The sequence below is a fragment of the Sulfuricurvum sp. RIFOXYD12_FULL_44_77 genome, from assembly GCF_001830725.1.
In the GTDB taxonomy this organism is placed as follows: Bacteria; Campylobacterota; Campylobacteria; order Campylobacterales; family Sulfurimonadaceae; genus Sulfuricurvum; species Sulfuricurvum kujiense_A.
In genome coordinates this window covers 1-12,067 of record NZ_MIBU01000168.1, presented here as the reverse complement: position 1 = coordinate 12,067, position 12,067 = coordinate 1, and the positions used below count along the sequence as shown (strand labels likewise).

Here is a 12,067-nt window from a genome sequence, read left to right as displayed (position 1 = left end):
GATAACTTTCAACATGGTAAGGCTCCTTAAAAAAATATGGCGGAAGTATACCACTACTTCCCCTATACTTGTCAAGTATTTTGGAGGTTTTTTTTGAATGTTTTTTATAAAGCCCTAAAATAGGGCTTTGTGTGACATCAAAACTTTATCAAATAAGTATGAAATAAGGGTAGAACTGTGACAAATAAGAGAAAAAAAATGGATAATTTTCCATTTTTTGGCGCTTATTTACTATTGATTGTCTTTTTAGAGGCATTTAGAGAGACGCGATTAAACTACTACCGGCGTATTGCGCTAGTAGTAATAGTACGATTATCGTCCTGCTGGAAGAAGATTGGGAAGGGGTGGTGTTTGCTCATCTGACCACCCTCCCCCTAATGCTTTATAGAGAGAGAGGGTTGCGATAAGGGCATTTTGTTTGGCAATGAGGTGTTGCTGTGATGCTTGTATCCATTGTTGCTGTACGAGAAGCATATCGCTGTAGCTGATCGTTCCTACTTGATAGCGTAATTTACTCTGCTCTAACGCTTTGTATATCGCATTGGAGCGTGCGTGTTGATAACGGAGCTGTTCTTTCGCCTTAGCCGCTTGTCCGATAGCGTTATCGGTATCGTTGAAGGCACCGACTATACTTTTTTTATAAAGCGCCAGCGTTTGATTTCGATCGGCTTCAGCCGTTTTAATCTCACCGGCAATCCGTCCTGCAGAGAAAAGGGGGAGACTAATGGAGGGGGCAAGTTCCCAAATACGTGCCGGATTGGAGACGAAGTTGTTTAGTTCAAGACTTTGCACCCCTAACATCCCCGTTAGTTTGATACTGGGAAAATAGGCGGCGCGGGCAACTCCGATTCGGGCATTGGCGGCAATCAGATTTTGTTCTGCCGCCGCGATGTCCGGACGTTTGTTTAAGAGGCTGGAGGGGAGTGCAGAGGGTACGTCCGGAAGTGTTATTTTATCTAAGGACGTAGCACGAACCGATGAGGGATTGCGCCCTAATAAAAGGTTATAGGTTGACTCCTCTGCTATTTTTGAGGCTTCTAATTGAGAAAGGGTCGCTTTAGCACTTTGTATTTCGGATATCGACTGTAACAAAATCGTCTCGGCGATAACACCGTGTTTGTATTTTATCTCATTGAGTTTTACGATTTCATCACTCAGCTCAACGTTCTTTTGTGCCAAAATGATCTGTTCTTGTAAGGAGGAGAGTTTAAAGTACGATGCGGCAACGCTCGAAGCAGTGGATAGTTTGAGTGTTTGCGAGGCGTATTCACTGGAGAGGAGTGCCGCGCGTGCCGATTCATTGGCGCGGCGAACTTTTCCAAACAGATCGATTTCATAACTGGCTAACGAGAGTGATCCCGCATAGGTAGAGGTTACCCCCTCACGCAGTTGATAACCGCCGGTAGAGGCATTATCGACCCCTTTACGAGTCAAAGAGCCGTTCGCGTTGATTTGAGGGTAGAGATACGATTTGGCCTGATCGAATTGTCCTAACAGTGCATCAACGGAAGCACGGGAGGCTTGCAGGTCATAATTGGAAATTTGCGCCTCTTCAATGGCACGATTGAGAGCTTCATCGTTGAAGCTTTTCCACCACTTGTTATCTATACTCTTGTGAGTCGTTTGATTGCTCTCATTATGGAGAAACGTATCCGGCGTGGTAACATCAGGGCGAACATAATCGGGCCCGATGGCGCATCCCCCCATCAAGAGGGCAGAGAGAAGGGTGAGATGGAGGTGTAATTTATTCATGATCAGCTCCTTTAGGAGAGGCAAATTTTTCCTGAACGGTTGCAACCCAGTAATAGAGGAACGGGATAAAGTAACGCTCGATGAAGGTTGCCGCCAGCATTCCGCCAAACATCGCAACTCCGATAGAGAAGCGTCCCATCGCCCCTGCGCCCGAACTAAAGATGAGGGGGAGCATTCCTGCCAGAAAGGCGAATGAGGTCATCATCATCGGGCGGTAACGCAACCGTGCCGCCTCCATCGTCGCATCGTAGATGCTTTTCCCCATTTGGCGCTGCTCTTCGGCAAATTCGACCACTAAAATCGCATTTTTGGCGGAGAGGGCGATGAGGGTAAGCAATCCGATTTGGAAAAAGACGTTATTGTTTAAAAACGGAATAATCCATACGATCGCGTAGGCTCCCATTATTCCATACGGAACGGCAAGCATAATCGATATCGGCAACGCCCAGCGCTCATACAGTGCCGCTAAAATGAGATACACCATCACGAGGGCAAAGGCGATGATAAAGAGGGCTTTGGAACCGACCAGTTTCTCTTGGAGATACAATCCGTCCCAATCGTAGCTTGCGGTGGATGGCAAGACGGTATCTCCCGCCTTTTCGATCGTTTTAATAATATCCCCTGAACTGTATCCCGGTGCGGGTGAGCCCATAATCGTCGTACTCAAAACACCGTTAAAGTGTTCGATGGAGGAGGGGGCGCTCGACATCTTGATGGTTACAATGCTCGAAAGCGGTACAAGCTGCCCGCCGGAGGATCGAACCCAAGCTCGCCCGATATCTTCGGGAGTAGAGCGGAAAGGGGCATCCGATTGCATTTGAACCCAGTAGGTTTTGCCGTTTTTATCGAACTGATTGACGTACATCGTTCCGATGGTCGCTTGGAGAGTTTGATACACATCACTGATGGAAAGTCCCATCATTTTGGCTTTTTCACGGTCTACTTCGACGGTTAGGGTCGGATTGTTGATGTTCATCGTACTGAACGGATTTTTGATGCTCGGTTCATTTTTAAGTTCGCCGATGAAAGCATTGGTCGTTGCCGCGTGTTGATGGTAATCGTTGCTTCCCGGCTGTAAAAGTCTCAGACTGAACATATCCGAAGGCCCCATCCCCCGAATCGGAGGGGGAGGCATGGCAAATACTTTTGCCTCTTTGATACTCCCGAGTTTCGGTCCTAAGGAGTTGAGAATACCAAATACTTTGAGCTCATTGGTCGTTCTCTCATCCCAAGAGGTAAGGCGGGTAAAGATGACGGCGGAGTTTGGTTCTTGAGAAAAGGTAAGGACGTTAAGTCCGGTAATAGCGGTAAATTTGTACACCCCTTCTTGTTTCTCCAAAATTTTTTCAACCTCTTTGACCACTTCAAGGGTACGGTTCGCGGTTGCACCTTCAGGGAGGTTGATACTGGTGATGAAATACCCCTGATCTTCCATAGGGAGGAATGCGCTGGGGAGCGTTTTGTGAAAAAAGGCGATAAAACCGTAGGTGGAGAGGTAGATCACCAAAAAGATCAAAGATCGGCGGATCATATAGGCTGAGCGGCGGACATACCCCTCGGTCATTTTGGCAAACATACGGTTAAACCAGCGGAAGAATGCGGCAGGCTCTTCGGTATGCTTTTTAAGGATCAACGCACCGATAGCAGGGGCAAAGGTGAGGGCCATAAAGCCCGAAAAGACAACCGAGATGGCGATAGTGGCGGCAAACTGCTTGTAAAGCTGCCCCGTCATCCCCCCCATAAAGGTAGCGGGGATGAAAACGGCACACATGACCAGAACGATTGCGACAACGGGACCCGATATTTGGGTCATTGCTTTGATGGCGGCTTCTCGCGGAGAGAGCTTTTCACTCTGCAATATCCTCTCCATATTCTCCACGACGACAATCGCATCATCGACGACAATCCCGATGGCAAGAACGAGACCGAAGAGTGTAAGGGTATTGATCGAGTAGCCGAGCAAGTACATTCCGATAAAAGCACCCGTCAGAGAGATCGGGATGGAGAGGATCGGAATCATCGCCGCACGGGTACTTTGCAAAAAGAGGTAAATAACCAAACTGACGAGGATAATCGCTTCTAAGAGGGTAGAAACAACCTCTTCGATGGAGATTTTGACGAAATCGGTGGTGTCGTAGGGGATATTGTACTCGATCCCTTTTGGAAATTTATGGGAGAGTTTCTCCATTTTAGCGGCAACGGCGGCAGAGGTATTGAGCGCATTGGCATTGGTATCGGCAAAAATACCGATCATTGCGGCCGGTTTACCGTTGACCCGTCCGAAAAATTCGTAGTTTTGGCTTCCCAGTTCGACACGGGCAACGTCGCGTAAACGGATCATAGAACCGTCAGGTTTGGAGCGGACGATAATGTTTTGGAACTCTTCGGCTGTTGAGAAACGCCCTTTGGAGGTGAGCTGCATCGTCCACATTTGGGCATCATTGGTAGGTGCTTGTCCTAAACGGCCGGGAGAGACCTGGAGATTTTGATCTCGGATCGCTGAGGCTATTTCGGTCGAGCTGACACCCAGTGAGGCCATTTTATCAGGATTGAGCCATATGCGCATTGCGTAATCGCGCTGACCGAAAATCTGTGCCCGTCCCGCACCGGGGATTTTTTTCACTTCATCGAGGAGGTTGGAGGATATGTAGTTACTGATCTGCGTTGCATCATAGCTCCCATCGGGAGAGGTGATCGCAACGATGAGAAGGATATCGGAGGTTTTTTTCTCGACCGTTACCCCTAGATCGCGGGTTGTTTGAGGAAGTTGTGCCAAAACGGAGTTGATTCGGTTTTGAACTTCCACGGCCGCCATATCTTGATTGACGCCGATATTAAACGTACAGGTAATACTTCCGCTTCCCGGCAGGGCGGCAGCTTTGGAAGACATATACATCAATCCATCGGCTCCCGCAATCTGTGATTCGAGAGGGGTGAGGATGTTGTTGGCAATCGTTTCGGCATCGGCACCCGGATATTTGGCGGTGACGACGACGGTCGGCGGTGTCAGGTTAGGGAGTTGCGAAATAGGGAGAGTTTTAATCGCCGCAAATCCCAGCAACATGATGATAATACCGATAACGGCGGAGAGAACCGGACGGTTGATAAAGAATTTACTAAACATTATTTTTTACTCTCAGGAATGACTTGAGAGCCGGGTCTAAGTTTAGGCAGTCCGTCTATCGCGATTTTATCCTCTGGCGTAATACCGCTTTCTATGATGATGTTTCCATCGATCCATTCGCTTGTCGTGACAGGGCGGGGAGAGACGGTATTGTTCGCTTCCACGATGTAAACAAATTTCCCTTTATCTCCCGTCATCACTGTTTTTTGAGGGACGTAGAGGGCATTCGTCCACTCCATCCCTTTCACTTTTACCCGTACAAACTGCCCCGGGAGGAGTTTGTGGTCGCTGTTTTCCAGTAGCGCGCGATACGTAATATTTCCGGTTGTTGAGTCGATAAACGGTGCGATGAAGTCGATGGAACCTTTACGCTCTAACGTTGAACCGTCGCTCAGGATAAGCTCAATCGTATATTTGCCCTCTTTCGGTGCGATCAGTTTTCCGGATGCTATTGCGTTTTGACGGGCAAGTTTTTCATTTTCGCTAAAGGTAAAGTTGACGTAAATCGGATCGCTTTGAAACATCGTCGTGAGAAGTCCGTTAGCTCCGGCGGTAACGTAGGTACCGACATCCACTTTTGAACGATCGACAAATCCGCTGAGGGGAGCTTTAATTGTCGTATAACTGAGGTTGAGTTTGGCTTGTTCTAATACGGCTTTGGCTCCTGCTAGGGCTGCAGCGGCGTTGCGCTCGTTTGCCGTCGCGGTGTCAAGGTCTTGGGCACTTGCGGCATTCGCGGAAGCGAGAGGTTTGATACGGTTGAGGACTGCTTTGGCATTGGTGTGGTTAGCGGCAGCTAAATCATACGCGGCTTGGGCACTGGCGAGAGAATTTTTCAAATCACTCGGATCAATGACGAATAAGGTATCCCCTTTTTGCACGGATGAGCCCTCGGTATAGGCACGTTTTTGGAGATATCCGCTTACTCGTGCGAAGATTTGTACGGTGTTATAGGCTTGGGTTTGTCCGGTTGCTTCTAAAATGGCAGGGAAGTTGCCGACTTTTGCCTGGGTTGTGGTAACAGGAATCGGTCCCTCAGGCGGTTTCTCCATCCCTTTAGCTTTGGGACGTTCGCATCCCGTGAACGCGAGGATAAGCGCACTGGAGAGGGCAATAGTGGTAAGGGGGTTCATTCGGATTCCTTTGAGGTGTAATTGAGTGTGAGGCACATCTGTTTTAAGACGCGTAGCGTAATAGCGAGTTCGTTCGGATCGATCCCTTGATGGATATGTCGGGTCGCTTCCGCCAAAACGCTCATCGTCGGTTTCTCCAGTGCGATCCCTTGCGCGGTAAGGGTGACATGGTTGCACCGTTTATCCGAACACGCGGTCGCTCTTTGGATGAGGGAACGTTTTTCCAAACCTGCGATGAGGCGGGTTACGGAGGTTTTATCCTTACCGACGAAATCGGCAATATTTTGTTGGGTAGAGGTTTTCTCTTTCCACAATACGACCATCACTTTAAATTGCTCAATCGTCATATCAATCCCGTTTAGAGCGAGTTGACGAGTGAGATAATTGCGCGCCGCCATCGCGGAGTGGTTCGTTACACACCCTAACGATTCTTCAATCGGGCATTCACATCGATTCATGAAAATCTCCTAAATAGTTGACTATGCAACTAATTGAGCGAATTGTATGTTAATTGAGTCTCGAAAGTCAAGGGAAATTTGTTAATAATGTTAATAGTTCAGGAGAATATATGCGCTATAATCCGCCGATTTTTATTAAGAGGGTTTGGCAATATGTCTCGAGCAGTTTTTCTTGTTATGGTTTTGATCGGTTCGTTGTGGGGTGCACTCATCGAAAAAAAAGTTCCTATCTTGTGTTATCACCGTTTCGGTGTCGAAGTGGCCGATTCGATGACGATCAAAAACTCTGCGTTTGCCGAACAGCTCGCGTGGCTTAAAACAAACGGTTATACTGTTATTCCTCTTGATACGGCGGCGCAGTATATGCAGGGTAAAATCAAATCGATCCCTGCCAAATCGGTGGTTATTACCGTCGATGACGGACACAAAAGCGTCTACAGCGATATGGCTCCTATCGTCAAAAAATACAAAATCCCTGTTACCCTCTTTATCTACCCGAGTGCGATCTCTAATGCCAAGTACGCCATGACATGGGAACAGCTCCGCGAGCTTGAGGCGACAAAACTGTTCCGTGTCGAATCCCACACCTACTGGCATCCGAATTTCAAAAAAGAGAAGAAAACGCTCTCTACGGAGGAATATGCAAAATCAGTCGATAAACAGCTGAATGGATCGAAGAAAAAACTCGAAGAGCGTATGGGACACGAGATCAAATATCTCGCTTGGGTATTTGGGATTTATGATGATGCACTCCTCGTGGATGCGAAGAAATCGGGATACGCGGCGGCGTTTACGATCGATCGACAACACGCCTCATCGGGGGATAATACGATGGCATTGGGACGCTATATGGTGGTCAGTAAACACGATATCAAAGCGTTCGAGGGGATGGTGAACGGCACGGAAGATCGGATGCCCAAAGATAAAAAAGAGGTCGTGAAGTATTAATCTTCTAAATATTTGACAATTTTATCCGATATTCGTATAATTTGTAAGATATAAAATAAGGAGATCATCATGAAAACCAAAGAGATTGCGTCCTTGCTCGGCGTACCTCCCTCTACGTTGCATGATTGGAAAAAAAATCCTGAAAAGAAAAATCTTGCGGCGATCCTCACTGCAATGCCCAAAGAGATTGCATTGCAGTTTATAAAAGATGCGACGAAAAAACAAGCACCGAAAATGTTACTGGCTACGGTGAATTGTTCTATCGGAAATACCAAAAAACATCTCAAAGCGTCGGATTTAAAAAAGCTTCTTTTGGAACAAAAGCCTGAAACGCCGATTGAAAAATACGCGCTCGATGTCATCAAAACGGAAGCCACTTACGAAGAGATTATGTCGTTTGCAACGTACTACCGAATTCCGAAAAAAAGTCTCAGCAAGATTTTAAATAGTATAGAAGTTGAGCATTCCGTTCGTGGTGAGCTTGTCGAACCATGAACGCTTCATCCTTCGACAGGCTCAGGGCGAACGGCATAGAAGATTAGTTATAAATTGCTTTTTCCAAGATTACATTTAGAACATAATGTTTGCAAGTTTTCATATGTTGTTTGTCCGCCTTTGCTCCAAGGAAAGATATGATCTAAATGCAATTCTACTGATGGATCTTTTGCTGGGCTGGCACCGCATTGTTGACAAGTAAAGTTATCTCTTCGCATAACTTGAAAACGTAATCTAAGCGATGGATCACGACCAGTTGATATTTTCTTGGTAAAATTTTCTGCATTTGTAGGAGCATTTATTTCTTCATTATTTGCCCAAATTACAAAAGATTGAAGTGCATTTGTCCACGTAGTAAATCTTCGATTGTATGGGCTTTGAGAAAATTCAGATAATTTATTTGTTAAATCACGCCTACTAGGCTGGCGACCAAGATGTTCCCATAGATTTAAAAGATTATTATAAAGTCGTTCATCTGAAATATTAGATTCATTTGATAATTTTAAACCGGCAATTTCAAGTGCTTGATTCCAACTTCCAAACTTACGACTAACTGTTGTACAATCATATTTGCCATATTCAGCATATTGTCTAGAAGTAATATTTTTTTCATTTAGATTCTTGGCTACTAATTTTAAATCTGCAATAATTTCTTCCTCTGATATAGGTGTTTTTTTTGCTGATATAAATTCAAATTTTTTTTCCATTTTTTTCCTTGAAACAGATTAACTTGAATAAAAGTTTTTTCGTTTGATTTTTTCAATAAAATGCATGAATATATTTTATACTCATTGACTTATTATAATCTAAATACAGCCCCATCACGCTATAATATAAGAACAAATTCCATCACAAAGACCGTCCTTTGCATTTTGAACCGTACCCATTTGAAAAACTGACTCAACTTTTAGAGGGGATTATCCCAAATAGTGCCTATTCCCCGATCGCATTAACCATCGGGGAACCGCAGTTTGAGACTCCCGCTTTTATCCAAAAATCGATTTGTAAGCACTCTGAAGAGCTTCGCCGTTATCCGAAAACAGCGGGAGAAGCGTATCTCAATGACTCTATGAGAGGGTTTGTCGAACGCCGTTTCGGGGTGAAGCTGAAAGCGAATGAGTTGGTGAGTTCATTCGGGACGCGGGAAGTGCTCTTTAATTTCCCTCAGTACTATCTGTTCGATAAAAAAGAGGCTGTGATGGCGTACACCAACCCGTTTTATCAGATTTACGAGGGTGCGGCGATTGCCACACGAGCACGGGTCATCCATCTCAATCTCACCGAAGCAAATGGATTTAAGCCTGTTGTGAACGAATCAGAACTCGCTGAGTGTGATTTGGTCATTTTGAACTTCCCGAATAACCCGACGGCATCGGTACTCAGCCTCGAAGAGTTGGGCGAATGGGTGAAGCTTGCCCTCAAACACGATTTCTGCCTTATCAACGACGAGTGCTACAGCGAGATCTATACCGATCAGAAAGTTCCATCGCTTCTTGAAGCGTCGCTCTATGTCGGTAATACGTCGTTTAAAAATGTCCTCGTTATCAACTCGATCTCCAAACGCTCTTCCGCACCGGGACTCCGTAGCGGATTTATCGCGGGGGACGCTGAGATTTTAAAAGGGTACGCGCAGTATCGCACTTATGTCGGATGCGCTTCTCCGCTTCCTCTACAGGCGGCTTCGGCGATGGCGTGGTCGGATGAGTTTCATGTGGATCGCGCCCGCACGGTATATGCTGAAAATTTCAAAGCAGCGCAGGAAATTTTGGGTATTAAAACGTCTGATGCGACCTTTTACGTCTGGCTCAAAGTAGATAACGCCCTCGAATTTACCCAAAGACTCTACCGTGACTACAACGTGAAAGTATTGCCGGGAGAATTTTTGGCACGCGACGATTCGCACGGCGAAAATCCCGGCATCGGCTATATCCGTATCGCCCTCGTCGAAGAGACGGTACGCACCATACAAGCACTTAATCGCCTAAAGGAGGCATTGTCATGCAAGAATTAAAAGATAAAATTTTCCAAGCGCAAAGCGAGGGGGATATCGCCTCGTTGTACGTTCTTGAATCTCAAGCCCATGAGAGCTTTGATGAAGATACGTTGATGGCCTATTATGCCAATATCCTCGATCTTGCACTGGAGCGTCTCACCAATGCGTTGGAGAATCTTGAAAAACTTGATATGAACGAAGTGCAGGATTTTGCAACTTTGAGAGCCTTGTACGAATATGCGATTGAGCATTACAGTGCGGGAAGTGCTACCGATGCGAGTGCGCTGTTTGAAGTGCTCGGCGGGATCAGTAACGATGAGGAATTCAGCATCGCGATGAGCGTTCACCGTGCAGGGTGTGACGCGAAAATCCCGTTTGACGATTTCATTGATGAGTATGTCGATATGGTAGCGACGCAGAATGGCGGAAAATTTTATATCAGCACTTTTAAAAAGGAAATTTCACAATGAAAATCCACTTTATCGGGATCGGCGGAATCGGTATTTCAGGACTCGCAAAATATATGCGTTTTAGCGGCCATGACGTGAGCGGTTCGGATATGAAAGCGACCCATATTACCCAGCGTTTAATTGATCGCGGAATTACCGTCCATATCGGGCACGATGCGGCCAATATCCCTGAGGGGTGTGATCTCGTCATTCATTCGGCGATTATCCGTCCGACCAACTCTGAAATCGTAGAAGCTCACCGTAGAGGGATTGAAGTCCTTCATCGTCGTGATGCTCTGTTGCGAATATTGAGTGAGAAAAAAGTCTACGCGGTGTGCGGAGCGCACGGTAAAAGTACGACCACGGCAATTTTGGCGGCAATTATGGATGGAAGTGCGATCATCGGTGCAGAGTCCAAAGGATTCGGTTCCAATGTCCGCTATGACGGAAGTACGGATGTAATGCTCTTCGAAGCTGATGAGTCTGACGGCAGCTTTTTGAACTCGAATCCCTACTGCTCGATCGTCACTAATGCCGAGCCGGAACATATGGAGTATTACAACTACAATATCGACGAGTTTCACAACGCGTATCTCCGTTTTATCGAAATGGCTCCCGTACGTGTCATCAATGCGGAAGATCCGTTTATGGCAACACTCGAATGCGATGCATTGCGTCTCTATCCGAGTCAAGATATCACCAATATCACCTATACGCTCCTCGATGATGAACCCTACACCCGCTTTCACCTCAAAGGATTCGGAGAGTTTGAGGTATGGGGATTCGGCGAGCATATTGCCATGGATGCTTCATTGGCGATCATGGCGGCGGCACAGACGATGAGCATCGCCTCTATTCGTGTCCATCTCCTTAATTTTCGAGGAATCAAAAAACGGTTTGATGTGATTTTCAAAGGGTCAGACCGCGTTATCATCGATGATTATGCCCACCATCCGACCGAGATCAAAGCGACGATGCAGTCGCTCAAAACCTATGCGGAACTCAAAGGGTTCAAGCGTATCATCGCGATCTGGCAACCGCACAAATACTCCCGAACCATCGATAATCTCGATGCGTTTGCCCTGTGTTTCGAAGGGTGTGCCGAACTCGTTATTCTCCCTGTATGGGCGGCAAGCGAAGAGCCTCGTGAGATCGATTTTGAGGGGCGTTTTAGCCGCTATAATCTCACGATGAGCGACAAACTTCACCGCGCGGGTGATACTATCGAATCGATTATCGGTGATACCGTCGTTCAAACCTACGATCACGATCTCATCGTCGGATTCGGGGCAGGGGATTTGACCTATCAGCTTAGAGGGACAAAATAGGTTATGGCGTATCTTCTCTGGTTCGGAATCGTCGCTCTCGTATTTGCACTGTTGCACTATTTCACGGAGCTTAGCGGAAAGCAAAAAGGGATTATTTCTCTTGTTCTGGCATTGTGTGTCTCGGGAGCGATAGCGTACAACATTCAAAGCGATCGTGACCGCAGCAAGGTACGCGCCATCGAGTTGAAGTACCAACAAGGGGAGACGTTGGTGTGCCGAGGTATTGAGGTCAATGCTACCACCTTTGATTACAGTGTCGGGACCCAAAGTTTTGTCGGGAACCGTGGGACGAAACATTATCAGCAGATTATCAATGCCCGTGAGTGTCAATGAGTTCACTCTCTTCTAACCTCGCCGAGCTTTTCGGCAAGCTCGATCTCCTCCCTC

General features: G+C 46.6%; 11 protein-coding genes. 6 read left to right on the top strand and 5 right to left on the bottom strand.

Annotation, left to right across the window (positions count from 1 at the left end; all coding sequences use genetic code 11):
- Positions 1 to 312: 312 nt before the first annotated feature.
- From A2517_RS06755 to A2517_RS06740, 4 genes are read right to left on the bottom strand one after another with little or no spacing between them, the layout of a single operon-like run.
- On the bottom strand, positions 313 to 1,752 hold the full coding sequence (locus A2517_RS06755; RefSeq protein WP_294895392.1) for an efflux transporter outer membrane subunit: 1,440 nt from the start codon (positions 1,750 to 1,752) through the stop codon (positions 313 to 315).
- Positions 1,745 to 4,876, bottom strand: a complete 3,132-nt coding sequence (locus tag A2517_RS06750; protein WP_294895390.1) for an efflux RND transporter permease subunit — start codon at positions 4,874 to 4,876, stop codon at positions 1,745 to 1,747. Before A2517_RS06750 ends, A2517_RS06755 begins: the two co-directional genes overlap by 8 nt.
- Entirely contained in the window at positions 4,876 to 6,009 is a 1,134-nt protein-coding gene (locus tag A2517_RS06745; RefSeq protein ID WP_294895388.1) for an efflux RND transporter periplasmic adaptor subunit, read from the bottom strand. The genes A2517_RS06750 and A2517_RS06745 overlap by 1 nt, the downstream gene beginning before the upstream one ends.
- The gene (locus A2517_RS06740; RefSeq protein ID WP_294895386.1) at positions 6,006 to 6,467 is read right to left on the bottom strand and encodes a MarR family winged helix-turn-helix transcriptional regulator; all 462 of its coding nucleotides are present in this window, start codon (positions 6,465 to 6,467) and stop codon (positions 6,006 to 6,008) included. The genes A2517_RS06745 and A2517_RS06740 overlap by 4 nt, the downstream gene beginning before the upstream one ends.
- Before the next feature lie 153 nt (positions 6,468 to 6,620).
- On the opposite strand from A2517_RS06740, the gene A2517_RS06735 reads away from it, so the two are divergent.
- Together A2517_RS06735 and A2517_RS06730 are read left to right on the top strand one after the other, a co-directional pair.
- A complete protein-coding gene (locus A2517_RS06735) occupies positions 6,621 to 7,415 on the top strand; it encodes a polysaccharide deacetylase family protein (protein WP_294895384.1) in 795 nt (264 codons plus the stop codon).
- 69 nt (positions 7,416 to 7,484) lie between these two features.
- Positions 7,485 to 7,910 (top strand): helix-turn-helix domain-containing protein, encoded by a 426-nt coding sequence (locus A2517_RS06730; protein WP_294895382.1) that lies wholly within the window; start codon positions 7,485 to 7,487, stop codon positions 7,908 to 7,910.
- A gap of 47 nt (positions 7,911 to 7,957) precedes the next feature.
- Here A2517_RS06730 and A2517_RS06725 read toward each other — a convergent pair whose 3' ends face one another.
- Positions 7,958 to 8,617, bottom strand: a complete 660-nt coding sequence (locus A2517_RS06725) for an HNH endonuclease (protein ID WP_294895380.1) — start codon at positions 8,615 to 8,617, stop codon at positions 7,958 to 7,960.
- 158 nt (positions 8,618 to 8,775) lie between these two features.
- On the opposite strand from A2517_RS06725, the gene A2517_RS06720 reads away from it, so the two are divergent.
- Genes A2517_RS06720 through A2517_RS06705 form a run of 4 tightly spaced genes read left to right on the top strand, consistent with a single transcriptional unit; the run spans position 8,776 to position 12,013 of the window.
- Entirely contained in the window at positions 8,776 to 9,921 is a 1,146-nt protein-coding gene (locus A2517_RS06720) for a succinyldiaminopimelate transaminase (RefSeq protein WP_294895378.1), read from the top strand.
- Positions 9,909 to 10,373, top strand: coding sequence for a hypothetical protein (locus A2517_RS06715; RefSeq protein ID WP_294895376.1), 465 nt, complete (start codon positions 9,909 to 9,911; stop codon positions 10,371 to 10,373). Before A2517_RS06720 ends, A2517_RS06715 begins: the two co-directional genes overlap by 13 nt.
- A complete protein-coding gene (gene murC, locus A2517_RS06710) occupies positions 10,370 to 11,680 on the top strand; it encodes a UDP-N-acetylmuramate--L-alanine ligase (RefSeq protein WP_294895374.1) in 1,311 nt (436 codons plus the stop codon). The genes A2517_RS06715 and murC overlap by 4 nt, the downstream gene beginning before the upstream one ends.
- Positions 11,681 to 11,683: 3 nt before the next feature.
- The gene (locus tag A2517_RS06705; protein WP_294895372.1) at positions 11,684 to 12,013 is read left to right on the top strand and encodes a hypothetical protein; all 330 of its coding nucleotides are present in this window, start codon (positions 11,684 to 11,686) and stop codon (positions 12,011 to 12,013) included.
- Positions 12,014 to 12,067: the final 54 nt, after the last annotated feature.